General features: G+C 51.4%; 15 protein-coding genes. 14 read left to right on the top strand and 1 reads right to left on the bottom strand.

Features of this window, described 5'->3' with window-relative positions:
* The first annotated feature begins 29 nt into the window (after window positions 1–29).
* Window positions 30–254, top strand: coding sequence for a hypothetical protein (locus RB297_RS26470; RefSeq protein ID WP_036663762.1), 225 nt, complete (start codon window positions 30–32; stop codon window positions 252–254).
* A 29-nt stretch (window positions 255–283) separates the two neighbouring features.
* A complete protein-coding gene (gene rnhA, locus RB297_RS26465; RefSeq protein WP_251501974.1) occupies window positions 284–949 on the top strand; it encodes a ribonuclease H in 666 nt (221 codons plus the stop codon).
* Between the two features lie 358 nt (window positions 950–1,307).
* Here the strand turns inward: rnhA and RB297_RS26460 are convergent, their stop codons facing one another.
* Window positions 1,308–2,195: an AraC family transcriptional regulator gene (locus RB297_RS26460; protein WP_249732912.1), complete on the bottom strand. Its 888-nt coding sequence runs from the start codon at window positions 2,193–2,195 to the stop codon at window positions 1,308–1,310.
* A 149-nt stretch (window positions 2,196–2,344) separates the two neighbouring features.
* Here RB297_RS26460 and RB297_RS26455 point away from each other — a divergent pair, with 149 nt between their 5' ends.
* The 12 genes from RB297_RS26455 (at window position 2,345) to RB297_RS26400 (ending at window position 16,372) form a co-directional block, all read left to right on the top strand.
* A complete protein-coding gene (locus RB297_RS26455) occupies window positions 2,345–3,079 on the top strand; it encodes a ThuA domain-containing protein (RefSeq protein WP_375121815.1) in 735 nt (244 codons plus the stop codon).
* Between the two features lie 273 nt (window positions 3,080–3,352).
* Window positions 3,353–3,928, top strand: a complete 576-nt coding sequence (locus RB297_RS26450) for a TetR/AcrR family transcriptional regulator (RefSeq protein WP_096776883.1) — start codon at window positions 3,353–3,355, stop codon at window positions 3,926–3,928.
* A 199-nt stretch (window positions 3,929–4,127) separates the two neighbouring features.
* Complete coding sequence (locus RB297_RS26445) at window positions 4,128–4,556, top strand: hypothetical protein (protein WP_096776884.1); 429 nt, start codon at window positions 4,128–4,130, stop codon at window positions 4,554–4,556.
* A 16-nt stretch (window positions 4,557–4,572) separates the two neighbouring features.
* Window positions 4,573–6,708 (top strand): MMPL family transporter, encoded by a 2,136-nt coding sequence (locus RB297_RS26440; protein WP_375121814.1) that lies wholly within the window; start codon window positions 4,573–4,575, stop codon window positions 6,706–6,708.
* 118 nt (window positions 6,709–6,826) lie between these two features.
* Window positions 6,827–7,762, top strand: a complete 936-nt coding sequence (locus RB297_RS26435) for a DNA-binding transcriptional repressor DeoR (protein ID WP_096776886.1) — start codon at window positions 6,827–6,829, stop codon at window positions 7,760–7,762.
* Between the two features lie 394 nt (window positions 7,763–8,156).
* Window positions 8,157–8,822, top strand: coding sequence for a deoxyribose-phosphate aldolase (gene deoC, locus RB297_RS26430; RefSeq protein ID WP_096776887.1), 666 nt, complete (start codon window positions 8,157–8,159; stop codon window positions 8,820–8,822).
* A gap of 84 nt (window positions 8,823–8,906) precedes the next feature.
* Entirely contained in the window at window positions 8,907–10,085 is a 1,179-nt protein-coding gene (locus RB297_RS26425) for a NupC/NupG family nucleoside CNT transporter (RefSeq protein WP_119846310.1), read from the top strand.
* 83 nt (window positions 10,086–10,168) lie between these two features.
* Window positions 10,169–11,347: a phosphopentomutase gene (gene deoB / locus RB297_RS26420; protein ID WP_096776889.1), complete on the top strand. Its 1,179-nt coding sequence runs from the start codon at window positions 10,169–10,171 to the stop codon at window positions 11,345–11,347.
* A gap of 23 nt (window positions 11,348–11,370) precedes the next feature.
* Window positions 11,371–12,078 (top strand): purine-nucleoside phosphorylase, encoded by a 708-nt coding sequence (gene deoD / locus RB297_RS26415; RefSeq protein WP_009589537.1) that lies wholly within the window; start codon window positions 11,371–11,373, stop codon window positions 12,076–12,078.
* Between the two features lie 177 nt (window positions 12,079–12,255).
* Window positions 12,256–13,557, top strand: a complete 1,302-nt coding sequence (locus RB297_RS26410) for a pyrimidine-nucleoside phosphorylase (RefSeq protein WP_096776890.1) — start codon at window positions 12,256–12,258, stop codon at window positions 13,555–13,557.
* A 525-nt stretch (window positions 13,558–14,082) separates the two neighbouring features.
* Window positions 14,083–15,045 carry an MraY family glycosyltransferase gene (locus RB297_RS26405; protein ID WP_375121813.1) on the top strand — a complete coding sequence of 321 codons (963 nt, stop codon included), beginning with the start codon at window positions 14,083–14,085 and terminating at the stop codon, window positions 15,043–15,045.
* A 463-nt stretch (window positions 15,046–15,508) separates the two neighbouring features.
* Window positions 15,509–16,372 (top strand): SDR family oxidoreductase, encoded by an 864-nt coding sequence (locus tag RB297_RS26400; protein WP_375121812.1) that lies wholly within the window; start codon window positions 15,509–15,511, stop codon window positions 16,370–16,372.
* Window positions 16,373–16,480: the final 108 nt, after the last annotated feature.

Below are 16,480 nucleotides of genomic sequence, written 5' to 3'. Positions count from 1 at the left end.
AGTTCTATAATAGAAGGAGTGTGAGCCTCATGGCCCGTACCAAAACGCAAAAAGCGCTCCGCAAAGCGGAACGCGCCGGCATATGGTCAGCCGTCTCGATGAGAAAGACCAACGAGGATTACGGCGCGCTGTCACAGCATGTGAGAGTGAAGCCGACGAAACAGGAACAATTGAATAAGGTCAAACATCGAAAGCGGATCGGAGACGATGGCGCTTTTTTTGTTGGTTTCGGAGGATGTGATATAGTACGCTAGAGAGGTTAGTTCCAGGATGGAGGTTTATGATGGCAAAGCAAAAATATTACGTAGTCTGGGTAGGCAAAGTACCCGGAATTTATACAAGCTGGGGCGAATGCCAGCAGCAGGTGAACCAATTTACAGGTGCGAAATTCAAGGCGTTCGAATCCCGAAGCGAAGCGGAACAGGCCTATGCGGCAGGGTATAAAAATTACTGGGGGCAGTCCGGAAGCGGTTCAAGCAGCTCGGGCTCCAAGAGCAAGAGCTATAAGCGCAGCAGCGCTTCCGCGGACGAGGACCCGGGGGAGATTGATTATGACAGCATCTCCGTGGATGTGGGGACGCGGGGAAACCCGGGACCGGTGGAATATAAAGGCGTGGATACGCAGACGGGAGATATTCTGTTCTCGTGCGGACCGATCCAGAAGGGAACGAACAATCTCGGCGAGTTCCTGGCGATCGTCCATGCGCTGGCTTATTTGAAGAAAATCGGCAGCACCAAAACGGTGTACAGCGATTCCATGAATGCGCTCAAATGGCTGAAGCAGAAGAAGGTGGTGTCCACGCTGCCGCGCGACGCGTCAACCAAAGAGATATGGGATCTCGTGGACCGGGCCGAGCACTGGCTTCGAACCAATACATACGAGAACAAGGTGCTGAAATGGCAAACGAAGAGCTGGGGAGAGATTAAGGCAGACTACGGGCGCAAATAAAAGAATGATCCTGTCCCGGAATATGCGATAAAATCCAAATCCCCGGATGTGGATAATTGCATTCTATAAAACGGATGGAGTCAGCATGAACTGTGCATAACCTATTCTTACGTTACTTTATACACAGATTTATGAACATCATCCCCATTCATTCAGCGCAAGCTGCATTTTGCTCCCTGATTCCAGGGGAGTTATCCAGCGTTTGTGAACAAATGTGGAGAAGTGCAAGGATAACTTCCTATTAACTTGGAGGGGCGGCGGGTTATCCCCAAGGAAGAAGGGGCGCCCGGAACGTTCGCTATGACTTATCCACGATACGCCAACCATGATGCCGGACGCTGGCCCCCGGTCCCCCGCCTTATTCCTTGTCGCGAACCTGCTTATAGTATTGGTTCGGCGACATGCCGACGTATTTCTTGAACACCTTGCTGAAATAAAAGGGATCATCCAGGCCGGTCAGATATCCGATCTCCCCGAAGCTGAGATGGGTGGCCTCGATTAACTCTTTGGCATGATTGATCCGGACCTGATTCACGTATCGCATGATCGTATGGCCCGTGAGCTTGGCAAACACCCGATTGATATAGTCATAGTTGCATTCGAAGCGCTGTTCGATATCCGAGCTGATGATTTTCTCGGCATAATGTTCGTGGATGTAGTCGAGCAGCGCATGCACTTTCATATAGGACTTGGTGTGCGGGCTGTCCTTCTCCAGTTCATCGAACAGGCTTTCGCGGGACAGCTCGATCAGCATTTCCATGAATTTGAGCGCGGTCAAACTGCGGTTAAAGTGCTTTCTTCTGTAAAGCTGCAGCATTTCACTGAGGGCATGGTACATGTGATGAAGACTTTTTCTCTGGGTTAACGTGCAGGTCTTCGGAAAGTACAGCGGCCTGCCGTCATCCTTGCCTGCCGGCTGATTCTCGCTCATGATCCACTGCTTGGCCAGCAGGGATAAGGGACGTTCGGGCGCCTGCCGAATATCGGGATGCTCAAAATGAATATAGTAGTAGTCGCAGGGATGCTTCTGGGTTCCCTCATGGTCCAGATGCGGCTCAAGCACCAGCATGTCGCCTTTTCGGAGCACATGGGATTCGCCGTTCTCCCGCATATGAAGCTCGCCGCTTTTCACGAAATACAGAATATGCTCGTGGGTGTTCCGTTTGAAATGAATCCAGGGGTTCTTATAGGAGACGAAGCCCATCAGTTTGATTCTAGGCACATAGTCAGCGTTCATCGATAGCACGAGTTCCACCCTCTCTCCTTAAAAAACGCGAAGTCGTTTTTGTACAAAAAGAGTAACTTTCACACATTCCCGTTCATTGTAACACAGCCTATACTTGGGGTGAATGTATAAGAGGTCTTTGGATTTCAATTTAAAGGAGGCCGCCATCCTTGGCTAATATCAATGTAACGGTATGGAACGAATACCGGCACGAAAGACATAATGAACAGATCGCGAAGATTTATCCCGAAGGCATTCACCGGACGATTGCCGATTTTCTGCGGAAGGATGCACAGTTCGTCGTACGCACCGCCGTGCTGGATGATCCGGAACACGGATTGACGGACGACGTGCTCGCTTCAACGGACGTTCTGATCTGGTGGGGGCATGTGGCGCATAGTGAAGTACGGGATGATATCGTGGAAAAAGTGCGCCAGCGCGTATTGGACGGCATGGGGATCATCGTGCTGCATTCCGGCCACGGCTCGAAGATTTTCCAGCGCCTTCTCGGCACGAATACCGGCGCGCTGAAATGGCGCGACGACGGCGAGAAGGAACGGTTGTGGGTCATCGATCCCGGCCATCCGATCGTCAGCGGGCTCGGTGAGTATATCGAGATTCCGCAGGAGGAAATGTACGGGGAGCGTTTTGAGATTCCGGCGCCGGATGAGCTGGTGTTTGTCTCCTGGTTCGAAGGCGGCGAGGTGTTCCGCAGCGGCTGCTGCTACAAGCGCGGACGCGGCAAGCTCTTCTATTTCAGACCGGGTCATGAAGCGTTCCCTACCTATCACCAGCCTGAAATTCAGCAGGTGATTGCCAATGCCGTGGCTTGGGCGGCACCGATTCAAGGTGCGAAGACGTCCTATGGCCGGGTATCTCCGCTCGAATACGTACAGCCGGTATAGGCTCTAAGCTTTTGATGAATTCGTGGGAAGTTTACCTTCATAACGAAGCAGCGTGTCCTGACGGCTGCTTCGTTTTTTATTTGCGTGCAAATTTGGTCAGGGCTTATTTGGCGATCGAGCCCGATACCTGAGTAAACATCAAGTTGCCGGAAGGAACCGTGCTTTCTTCGCGATTTGACGTGTTAGGACCCGTCGCAACAGATGGTGGTTGCACCTTACGGGCTCTTTAGCTATCCTTAGCTAAAGAGTCGTTTATTCGTAAGAGGTGAGCAGATGGCACGGGAACGGAAATTTTCAACGCAGTTATTGTTTCAAACGGGGAAGGACCTGCTGCTGCGGCATGGATATGAAGGGTTCACGTTCGGCATGCTGGCGGACCGGTTGAAGGTAGCCAGGGGAACGATTTATAAATACTACGAGAATAAAGAAGAATTTATTATGGACTATATGGTATATGAAATGCGTCGATTTTTGAAGGATCTGGGGGAATTTGAGAAATCCGAAGGCTTTGAGAAGCAACTAAGGGAACTGCTGGACATCATCCATAAACATAGCAACATCCACCAGATACTTGGTATGAATCAACAGATACCGGCCGAAGCGGGCGATAAGGTCAGATCGAATAAAGAACTGCTGGAGAAACTCCATATGGAGATGTATGGACGATTTCAGGGTTTTATTAAGCAGGGGCGGGACGAAGATCTGCTGAATCCCGGGCTTCCGGATCAGTTGGTCCTGGGGATGATATTCCAAACGATCAACATCCCCAATCATGAGGGCCTCCCCAAAACAGAGTGGCTGGATGCTATTCAGCTGATGATTTGTCACGGAATCTACAAAAATAATTAATTGACACTTGTGTCACTTTGCGGGATACTGTCCATGTGACACAAGGAAGCATGATTTCCATGACGCTCATAAAAGTGACACTTATGTCATATTGGAGTCATTGTCTTCAATGCGGAAATAGAAGCGATTCTATCTCCAAAGTGACACATGTGTCACTTGCGGCTAAATACCACTACTCGATGAAAGTGAGTGTTTCCTAATGTATGAGCTTTCTTATTTTATCCACATTGCAGGAATTATTTTGTGGATAGGGGCTTTTTTTAGCTTTGGTTTACTGTTGACTGGCATGATCAAGAAGGGGGACGCACTTCGAACGGGCGATCAAATCCGCAAAATCGTTAACCGGGTCATTCTTCCCAGCTCCATTATGATTGTACTCAGCGGATCTTACATGATCAGTCAATTTGAAAGGGGCAATCTTCCGTTCTACTTGTCTTTGATGGAGATGGCAGGTTCGATGATTGTGCTGCTCAGCATTACCGTACTCAGTGTGTTGAGCCGCAAAATATCTAAAGCCGTTAATGTTGACAAAAAGTCTTCGTTACTTGGGTATTACCGGACAACGATTATCAGTTCGGCTGTACTCGCCCTCGGAGTCGTTCTGATTACGGCCCTCAGATTGATGTGAAGGAGGAAGATTACCCGTGAAGTCATGGTTAAACTGGCTAACCGACCGCGTGGCGTCGAGACAAGGAATGTGGGTTACCCTGATCATTTGGTTTGCTGCCGCAATGCTGCTGGGTGCCCTTGCTCCAAGCGCCAAAGAATACGAGGTCAGTCGAATAGACTCGCTTTCTAAAGACATGCCGTCTGTAATTGCCAAAGATAAACTTGGTGAATATTTCCCGGACGAAGACAGCATGCCGGCCGTATTCGTCTTTCAATCTAAACAAGGAGAGATTGATCAAGCAGAAATCCAAAAGATGATGGAAGGGATCGAGCATAATCATCAAGAGGCCATACAAGAGTCTGTTCCGCTGGATAAACTGCCGCCGCAGGCATGGGAAAGCCTTTACTCGAAGGATAGGAAGACAGTAGCTATCCCTATGCAGTTTGTCTCTTCTTTGGAATTCAAGGAGCTTAGGGATATCCTTAACCAGATCAAGGATGAGGTTGCGCACAGCTCGAAGCTGGCAATGTACGTTACGGGTCCTGCCGGAATCTCGGCTGATTCACTCGATCTGTTCTCAAGAGCGGATGTGATTCTCCTTCTTTCAACGGTGGGACTGGTGCTGGTTCTCCTGATCATAATTTACCGCTCACCCTTGTTAGCCTTCATCCCGCTGCTGGCCGTCGCTTTTGTTTATGAAGTGGTCAACCAATCGCTTGGGCTATTGGGGAAAGCGGGGCTTCTCCTAAACAATCAATCTTTGTCCATTATGATGATACTGTTGTTCGCGGCCGTCATCGATTATTCGCTGTTTGTGTTTTCCCGGTTCAGGGAGGAACTGAAACGCTGCGACAACAAATATGAAGCGATGAAGTCAGCGATGAGAGAAGTTGGCCTTCCCGTATTTTTCTCGGGCGGCACCGTGCTGGCTGCCATGCTGATCCTCTTTTTCGCGAACTACGGAGAATATCGGAATTTCGCTCCGATTTTCGGGACGGCTATGGTTGTTATCATGCTGGCGTCCGTGACACTGATTCCTGCGTTGTTTACCTTGTTCGGAAGAAGATCATTCTGGCCAAAAATTCCGAAAGTCGGCGATCCGACAGTAGCGCAAAGCTCCGCCTGGGGTAGTGTCGGTCGCTTGGTAGTCAAGAGACCTTTACAATCCGTTATTCTTGTGGGCATCATTTTACTATTATCGATTAGCAATCTATTCAATTTGAACTACTCCTTTGACAACATCAAATCCTTTCCAGAGGACATATCATCGAGAGTAGGCTATGAGGCGTTGGAGAGTGGGTTCGATAAAGGCGATTTAGCTCCTACCACGGTATTGTTCGAATCTGCAGGTCCAATGAAAGAGGGCGACATCCGGGAACTGATGGCTATTCTGGAGGGGCAACCGCTTGTCGCAAACATTCGGATGAACGGAATGACGGATTCTGGTGACGCTGTGCGGTACAGCCTTACGTTCGACGAGAGTCCTTACGATACCCGCTCGATGGATGCGTTAAGCGATATTCGTGACCGCGCGGAGGAGTTGGTTAAGCAAAGCGGGATGGAGGGCAAGCTGTACTTTGCCGGGGAAACGGCATCCCAAGTGGATGATCGCTTGGTCAATAACCGGGATCTGGTGGTCATTGTGATCCTTGAGACGCTCATGATTCTGATTCTCCTTATCGTGATGACCCAATCGGTCCGTATCCCCCTTTACATGGTCGGGACGATTCTGGTGTCCTTTCTGGCAGCACTTGGGCTGGGAATGTTTCTTACGCAGATGCTGTTCGGTATCGACTCCATCAGCAACCGGGTTCCGATCTATTCTTTTGTATTTCTGGTCGCACTAGGCATCGATTATAACATCATTCTGATCTCCAGATTTCTGGAAGAGCGCAGGAAATACCCGCTTGCCAAAGCGGTAGAAATTTCGGTTGCGAGCACAGGCGGAGTCATTTCATCCGCCGGTATTATTCTTGCTGCTACCTTTGCGGTTTTAATGACTCAGCCGGTCGAGGTGCTGTTCGTATTCGGATTTATCGTGGCGGTGGGCATTCTTATGGATACGTTTATCATTCGCGGCTTTTTGATGCCGGCATTGCTCGTTCTCCTTGAAAAAAAGAAACCCATCGATCAAGAGAAGCGGCATCCCGCAAAATCAACCGATGTTTAATGGTTCTGTCCATAAGCACGCTGACCATTCATGGAATTAATGCGGCTATCGAAATCCGCAGCATAACGATGTATAATGGACCCAATTCGATTACGACATAATAAAAGTGGGTTGGATCATGGATCAGGATAAACAGCGCCTCAGCATTGAGGCGGCAAGATTGTACTATATGTCGGATTACAGCCAGCAGGATATCGCCACGAGACTCGGCGTTTCCCGCCCTACGGTCTCCAGGCTTCTTCAGCACGCCAAGGAGCAGGGGTATGTGCAGATCAGCATCGTGGACCCTCTCGAGGACCTGGGCGCTTTGGCCGAAAGGGTGAAGAAGGCTTACGGTTTGGAACACGTGCTGGTGAGTTATTCTCCCGTCAACGAATACCGCGAAATCCAGAAGCATATCAGCAAAAAGGCAGCCGATTACCTGCATGAAACGGTCCAGGATGCGGATATCATCGGCGTTACCTGGGGAACGACCATGCATGCCGTGGCGCTTCAGCTGCAGCAGAAGCCAGTTCGGGGCGTCGAGGTCGTGCAGTTGAAGGGCGGCGTCAGCCATTCGCATGTGAACACGTATGCCGCCGAGATCGTCAATCTGTTCGCCGAGGCGTACCACACAATGGCGAGATATTTGCCGCTGCCGGTCATCTTCGACACCACGGAGCTGAAGGAAATGGTGGAGAGGGACCGGCATATCCAGCGGATTATCCAATTAGGCAAACAAGCCAATATCGCCATGTTTACGGTGGGCACCGTTCATGAGGACGCGCTGCTGTTCCGGCTCGGTTATCTGAGCAAGGAAGAACAGAAGCTGCTCCAGCGGATCGGCGCGGGAGATATTTGCTCCCGTTTTTTCGATGCGGAGGGCAGGGTGTGCAGCGAGGATATCAACAATCGTACGGTGGGCATCGATTTGGACGATTTGCGCCACAAGGAGAAATCGATTCTCGTGGCAGGCGGGCAGCGCAAGGTGGAGGCCATCCGAGCTGCGCTGATCGGCAAGTATGCAAACATCCTGGTAACGGACCAGTTTACGGCGCAAGCCTTGCTTCCATGACATGTTCAACATATTGTCCAGTTTTAGTTTTACGGCACCTCGTTCCGGAAGATCGAAGCGGTAATCAGCTTCCTCTTGCCTGGACGGGGTGTTTTTTTGCGTATTGGAAATCGGCTTCCCCAAGCCGTATGGGGCCGATTCTCTGTTTATGTTTACGCTGACAGGGTATAGAGCATAGTAAACGGTGCGAATTGTTAGATTATTCCTGAATGATGAATAGTTCTTCAGCGAACAATGATAAATATCATTGCCATAAATCGGAATGAACATATTTTCAATATATGTTTTACATATGTTCAAGGCTATGATATGATGGTCCCGTCTAAAGGATTGAGCGTTATGATAGCGCTTTTACAAGATTGCATAAAAACAATATAAGGAGTGTTTTAACCAGATGAATATAGCAGGAATGATCGACCACACGCTGTTGAAGGCGGATGCAACCCAGGCTGAGATCACGAAAATTACGGATGAGGCCAAAAAGTACGGATTTGCTTCGGTTTGCGTGAACCCGACTTGGGTATCCTACTGTGCTGAGCAGCTTGCGGGCACGAGCGTCAAAGTATGCACCGTTATCGGCTTCCCGCTGGGGGCTAACACGACGGCTGTAAAGGCTTTTGAAGCGAAGGATGCCATCGATAACGGGGCTACGGAGGTTGATATGGTCATCAACATCGGGGCGCTGAAAGATCGGAACGATGAGCTGGTGCAGCAAGATATTCAGGCTGTCGTGGATGCAGCCAAGGGCAAAGCCCTGGTCAAGGTCATCATTGAGACAAGCCTTCTGACCGAAGAAGAGAAGGTGCGTGCGTGCCAGCTGTCCGTGAAAGCCGGAGCCGATTTTGTCAAAACCTCCACGGGATTCTCTACAGGCGGAGCTACTCCGGAGGATGTCGCCTTGATGCGCAAGACGGTCGGTGAGAACACGGGCGTTAAGGCTTCCGGCGGCGTGCGCAGCAAGGAAGACATGGATCGCATGATTGAAGCGGGCGCAACGCGTATCGGAGCCAGCTCCGGCGTGAAAATTATGGAGGGCGGCCAATCCAGCTCTTCCTACTAAACCGTTTATTGGGGTATAAGGTTTTCGATAATTCGGTAGCCATGCCATCTATCAAAAAAATTCACCTATGGGGGAACATCGACGATGAAATTTCTAATCGCCATACTAGGTTTGCTGGTCGTATTCGGTCTTGCGTTCCTTATCAGCAATGATAAGCGCAACATTCGTTATCGCCCGCTGGCCGTCATGATTGTGCTGCAGCTGATCCTTGGATTCATACTGCTGAACACCAATGTCGGCGAGTATCTTGTCAAAGGGATAGCGAATACGTTTAAAGCGCTGCTTGATTACGCCGGAGCCGGAATCGGGTTTGTATTTGGCGGCTTTGCCATTGAAGGTGATGGTCCGTTCTTCTTAAACGTCCTGCTGCCAATCGTGTTTATTTCCGCGTTGATTGGTATACTTCAATATATTAAGGTACTGCCGTTTATCGTAAGATATATCGGCCTCGTCTTGAGTAAAGTCAACGGCATGGGTAAGCTGGAGTCTTACAATGCGGTAGCTTCCGCGATCCTGGGGCAATCCGAGGTGTTTATCTCGGTCAAAAAACAGATCGCTTTAATTCCGAAGCACCGCATGTATACGCTCTGCGCTTCCGCGATGTCCACGGTATCGATGTCGATCGTCGGCGCATACATGACCATGATCGAGCCGCGGTATGTGGTGACCGCGCTTGTATTGAACCTGTTTGGCGGATTTATCATTGCTTCCATCGTCAATCCCTACAAGGTGGAGAAGGAAGAGGATATTCTGGAGGTGCAGGAGGAGGAGAAGCAATCCTTCTTCGAAATGCTGGGCGAATACATCATGGATGGTTTCAAGGTCGCGATTACCGTTGCGGCGATGCTCCTCGGCTTCGTTGCTTTGATCGCAATGATCAACGGCATTTTTGATATGATTTTCGGAATCACCTTCCAGGAGCTGTTAGGTTACATCTTTGCTCCATTCGCTTTTGTGATGGGCGTGCCTTGGAAAGAGGCGGTGGATGCAGGCAGCATCATGGCTACCAAGCTGGTATCGAATGAGTTCGTCGCGATGCTTGATCTGGCCAACTTCACGAATATGTCCGAACGAACCGTAGGTATCGTATCGGTATTCTTGGTGTCCTTCGCCAACTTCTCCTCGATCGGCATCATTGCCGGCGCGGTCAAAGGCCTGAACGAGAAGCAGGGGAACGTGGTGGCCCGCTTTGGCCTTAAGCTTCTGTACGGCGCGACGCTGGTGAGCGTGCTGTCGGCTACGATTACCGGACTGTTCCTGTAAGCCTGGCAGGAAGGGAACTACTGCAAGCGAGCCTTATGGATAAGTTTGATTTAACAACTCATATATGAGGGGGAGCAATGGATATGGAACGTTTTGACCGAATTCACTTGATCGTATTGGACTCCGTTGGCATCGGGGAAGCACCGGATGCGGCTGATTTCGACGACATCGGCTCCGACACGCTGGGGCATATCGCCCGCGAATGCGGCGGGCTGAACATGCCGAACATGGCAGCGCTCGGGCTATCCAACATCCGGGAGATCGAGGGCGTCCCTGCAACGGATCAACCTCGGGCTTACTATACGAAAATGCAGGAAGCTTCGAATGGCAAAGACACCATGACAGGCCATTGGGAGATCATGGGCTTGTATATCGATACGCCATTCCGCGTGTTCCCGGACGGGTTCCCGGACGAGCTGATTCAGCGCATCGAAGAGAAAACCGGACGCAAGGTCATCGGCAACAAGCCGGCCAGCGGAACGGAGATTATCGAGGAGCTTGGCGAAGAGCATGTAAAAACAGGGGCTTTGATCATCTATACCTCTGCCGATTCCGTGCTTCAAATCGCTGCGCATGAGGATGTGGTTCCTCTCAAGGAGCTGTACGAGATTTGCGAGTTCTGCCGCGAAATTACGCTGGAAGATCCGTATATGCTCGGCCGGATTATCGCCCGTCCTTTCATTGGCGAGGCGGGGAGCTTCAAGCGTACGGCGAATCGGCATGACTATGCCTTGAAGCCTTTCGGACGTACGACGATGAACGAGATGAAGGATGCCGGTCTTGACGTCATCGCCCTCGGTAAAATCTCCGATATTTACGACGGGGAAGGCATTACGAAGGCAGTCAGAACCGTATCGAACATGGACGGCATGGACAAAATGGTGCAAACCCTGGATGAATCCTTCAAGGGGTTGAGTTTCCTGAATCTCGTGGATTTCGATGCCGTGTACGGACACCGCCGCGACCCGAAAGGATACGGCCAAGCGCTGGAGGATTACGATCGGCGCCTGCCGGAGGTATTCGAGAAAATGACGGAGAACGATCTCCTGATCATCACGGCCGACCACGGGAATGATCCTACTTACAAGGGCACGGACCATACGCGAGAATACGTGCCGCTGCTTGTATATTCCCCTCGCTTCGCGGAAGGCAAGGAACTGCCGCTTCGCAAGACCTTTGCCGACATCGGCGCCACGGTTGCCGACAACTTCGGCGTGAAGCTGCCGGAGCACGGAACCAGCTTTTTGAATGACTTGAAATAATCGAATAAGTGGAGGAATGGGACATGAGTACACATATTGGAGCGAAACCGGGAGATATCGCGGAGTCGATTCTTCTGCCAGGCGACCCGCTGCGGGCTAAATTCATTGCCGAGACGTATTTGGAGGACGTGACCTGCTACAACGAAGTGCGGGGGATGCTTGGATTTACGGGAACCTATAAAGGAAAACGCATTTCCGTTCAGGGATCGGGCATGGGCGTGCCTTCCATCGGGATTTATGTCAATGAACTCATTCGGGAATATGGCGTCAAAAACCTGTTCCGCGTCGGAACCTGCGGCGCGATGCAGGAGCACGTCCGGGTGCGCGACGTCATCCTGGCCCAGGCGGCTTGCTCGGATTCCGGCATGAACCGTCACCACTTCAACGGTTATGATTTCTCCCCGATTGCCAGCTTCCCGCTGCTGCTCGGCGCGTATGAGCGTGGCAAGGAGAAAGGCCTGAAGATGCATGTCGGCAACGTGTTCACGTCCGATGTGTTCTACCGCGAGGACAAATCCGTCGTGGAGAAGCTGATGCAGCATGGCGTGCTCGGCGTGGAAATGGAGACGACGGCGCTCTACACGATCGCGGCACGATTCGGCGTGAACGCCCTGACGATCCTGACCGTTAGCGATCACTTGCTCACAGGGGAAGAGACTTCTTCCGAGGAGCGTCAAACGACGTTTAACGAGATGATGGAAGTCGCGCTGGATACGGCGATTTCATTGTAAGGAAACTGCCCTGAGCGCAGAAGGCGGAATTGTTTTGGAGAAGCGACCAGGTCGCCTTTGCCCACGGATTCCAATAATAAAGAGTCTGGGGGCAGCGGCGATCGAAAGAACAGTCCGTATTTGTAGTGATTCCCGTGGAAGGAATACAATCATCGCAAACAGTGAGGAGAATGTACGATGAGAATGGTTGATTTAATTGCGAAGAAACGCGACGGCAAGGAACTGACAACAGAAGAGATCAATTTCTTTATCGACGGATATACCAAGGGAGATATTCCCGACTATCAGGTGAGCGCCATGAACATGGCGATTTATTTCCAGGACATGTCCGACCGGGAACGGGCGGACTTGACGATGGCGATGGTAAACTCCGGCGAAACGATTGATCTGTCCGCAATTGAGGGAATCAAGGTCGATAAGCATTCCACCGGGGGCGTAGGCGACACGACGACGCTGGTGCTGGCTCCGCTTGTAGCGGCTCTGGATATTCCGGTAGCGAAGATGTCGGGACGCGGCCTCGGCCATACCGGAGGAACGATCGACAAGCTGGAATCCATCGAAGGCTTCCATGTGGAGATCAGCAAAGACGAATTTGTGAACCTTGTGAATCAACATAAAATCGCCGTCATCGGCCAAACCGGAAACCTCACGCCGGCGGACAAAAAACTGTACGCGCTCCGGGATGTGACGGCCACCGTCAATTCCATTCCGCTGATTGCAAGCTCGATCATGAGCAAGAAGATTGCCGCCGGTTCGGATGCGATTGTGCTGGACGTTAAAACCGGCGCTGGCGCGTTCATGAAAACGGTGGAGGATGCCAAGGAACTGGCACACGCCATGGTCAGCATCGGCAACAACGTCGGCCGTAAAACGATGGCGGTCATCTCCGATATGAGCCAACCGCTTGGGGCCGCGATCGGCAATTCGCTGGAAGTGCAGGAAGCGATCGATGCGCTTCGCGGCGAGGGTCCGAAGGATCTGGAAGAGCTGTGCCTGGCGCTGGGCAGACAGATGGTGTATCTGGCCCGGAAGGCCGACTCGCTCGAAGATGCCGAAGAGAAGCTAAAAGAGGTGATTCGCAACGGCAAGGCACTGGAGAAGTTCAAGGAATTCATCCAGAACCAGGGCGGAGATTCGTCCGTGGTGGATCATCCTGACCGTCTGCCGAAGGCACAGTATCTCATTGAGCTTCCCGCGCAGCAGGACGGCGTTGTCGCCGAGCTGGTAGCGGATGAGATCGGTACGGCGGCGATGCTGCTCGGAGCCGGCCGCGCGACGAAGGAATCTGAAATTGATTTGGCGGTAGGCCTGATGCTGAACAAGAAGGTCGGCGATGCCGTGAAGAAGGGGGATTCCCTTGTCACGATCCATGCCAACCGCGAGAACGTGGACGACGTGAAGCAGAAGCTGTATGAAAGCATTCGAATCGCTGATCATGCAGATGCGCCTATATTGATCTATGACATCGTGACGGAATAAGGTGAATCCCGATCCGAAGCGAGCCATTAAACGCTGGCGCTGTTTGGAATGAGTGCCTCGTACGCTGTCCGGAATGAGTACCTCGTACCCCGTGCGCTGCCTCTTCCCCCGTGCCTGCGCGATATGCAAACCTGCCCTCGAAAGTTATCTGAACGAGGGCAGTTTTTTTTGGCGGTCATCGTCATAAACGGGGGATGAACCCTCATAGGATGGTAATGGGGAAAACGTAAGGCATTTAACGGGAGAGGGAGATGCGTAGTCCGGCAAGAGCCATCCTGCCATTCAAGGAGGCTTTTGGCCATGACCATCGATCAGTTGATTGCTTTGCTGGCACTTATCGTTATGATCATTGGGCTTGCGGTGAAGAAGGAGTCTTAACCGATGAGTCCGAAAAGGGCTGCTGCTAAGTAGAAATTCTACGGATGCGGCGGTCTTTTTCTTTTTGATAGGTTGATAGGATTCGCTATAAGTCATATACTTAGATTGCAATGTTCTCCATTATTCATCATTCATTGGGAGGAAACCATGCTCTATTTTGCAGCGTTTGTCATATCCATGGTGCTGGTGTTGGTATTGATTCCGCCATTTCGCAAACTTGCGATCAAAATTGATTTTGTGGACAAGCCAAGGCCGGACAGCGAGCGGAAAATACACCGCGAGCCGATACCGCTGACGGCGGGAGTCGCCATATTCATCGGATTTTTCATCACTTATTTAGCGCTTACAGGTACCATCTCAAGGGAAGTGGTAGGTATCTTTATCGGTAGCGCGTTGATTCTTGGGATCGGCCTCGTGGACGATTGGTATAAGTCCCAGGGCAAGGAGTTGGCTTCGCTGCCGAAGCTCATTGTACAGGTCAGCGCAGCCGTCGTTGTATACAGCTACGGCATCGCGTTCGAAGGATTCAACAATCCGTTTACGGGTCACTATATTAACTTGCCGGAATGGCTGCAGCTGATCTTAACGATTCTGTGGATCTTCGGCGTTACGACGGTTATTAACTTCTCGGACGGCATCGACGGGCTGGCAGGAGGGCTATCCGCCATATCCGGAGGTACGCTGTTTGTTGTCGCGATTACGATGGGCCGAGGCGAATCCGCCTTGCTCGCCGTCATACTCGTAGGAGCCGCGCTGGGATATTTAAGGTACAACAAGCCGCCGGCCAGAGTGTTCATGGGGGATGCCGGCGCTACCTTCCTCGGGTTCATCCTTGGGATTATTGCTCTGGACGGCGCGTTTAAGGGTGCAACCCTGGCGTCCTTGTTCGTTCCCATCTTTGCGCTGGGCGTGCCGATCTTCGATAATATCATCGTGGTCATCCGCCGAATGCTTCAATCCAAGCCGATCTATCAGGCCGATGCTTCCCAGGCCCATTATCGTTTGCTGGCAACGGGGCTCAACCAGAAGCAGACGCTGGTATTCCTATGCCTGCTGAACCTGTGCTTCGGACTGGCTGCGATCATACTCGCCATGAACGGCGGCGCTTGAGGCGTATAAGCCTGGCATAAGCTTTCTTTAGTACGTAATTGAAGTCTCGTCTCCAGATCGATGTTGGTGGCGGGACTTTTTTTTGAGATAAGAAAGTATAAACTTCGGAGGCTTACCATCCTTGTCTCGCAAGAAAAACTTCCGCTAAATGCGGTCTGTCTTCTGAGAAAGTACGTCGATAGCCGTTTTTGTTATAGATATAGAATTTATAAGTTATCAGCTACGCTGATGAAATTCTATATCGCAAGAAAAACTTCCGCTAAATGCGGTCTGTCTTCTGAGAAAGTACGTCGATAGACGTTTTTGTTATAGATATAGAATTTATAAGTTATCAGCTAGGCTGATGAAATTCTATATCGCAAGAAAAACTTCCGCTAAATGCGGTCTGTCTTCTGAGAAAGTACGTCGATAGACGTTTTTCTTATTACAATGGTAGAAGGAATACGAACAGGAGGTCAGCGGGATGAATGACATGACAGGAAAGATCGTCATCGTAACAGGAGCCAACTCCGGCATGGGCCTGGCAACGACGTCGGAGCTGGCAAAAGGCGGAGCGCACGTGATTATGGCCTGCCGTAGTCGGGCCAGGGGCGAAGAGGCTCTTCGGCAGGCGCAGCAGGAGAGCGGCAGCTCGAACATCGAGCTGATGTCGCTGGATTTGGGGTCTTTTGACAGCATTAGAGCATTTGCTTCCGAATATAAGGCCAAATACGAGCAGCTTGACGTTCTGGTGAATAACGCCGGCGTGGTCACCATTCAGAGGGAACTGACGAAGGACGGATTCGAAGCGATGATCGGAGTCAACCATCTGGGGCATTTTTTGCTAACTAACGAGCTGCTGGAGCCCCTTCAGCGTGCCAGGCAGGGGAGGGTCGTGAACGTTTCCTCCGGAGCGCACAAGGTGGGCAGCATCCACTTCGATGATCCGAATCTTGGGAAGGGATTCAATGTGGCCAAGGGTTACGCGCAGTCCAAACTGGCTAACATCTTATTCACCAAAGAGCTGGCCCGCAGGCTGCAGCCGACAAGGATAACGGTTAATGCGCTTCATCCGGGCGCCGTCAGCACCAGCATCGGCGTGAACCGGGATACAGGCTTCGGCAAAGCCGTCCATAAGCTGCTTCGTCCCTTCTTCTTAACCCCGCTCGAAGGAGCCCGGACAGCGATTTACCTGGCATCAAGCGCAGAAGTGGAGCATGTGACAGGGGAATATTACGTCAAATGCAAACCGGCCAAAACGACCGAGAAGGCAAGGGATCCGAAGCTGGCTGCGCGCCTGTGGGAATGGAGCGAACAACAGGTCGGCCGGGCATCGGACAAGGAGTGATGAACCCACGGTTGTTTACAAGAAGTCCAGGTTTCGCGAGGGGCTGAAGCCGAACGATCCGATGGGGCAGCAGAACGGGCATCCATGAACGATGAAGCCCGTCGGCCC

Origin of the sequence: Paenibacillus sp. CR_12, from assembly GCF_041953985.1 — a bacterium.
In the GTDB taxonomy this organism is placed as follows: domain Bacteria; phylum Bacillota; class Bacilli; order Paenibacillales; family Paenibacillaceae; genus Paenibacillus_AQ; species Paenibacillus_AQ lautus_A.
This window is presented reverse-complemented; position numbering and strand designations above follow the sequence as displayed.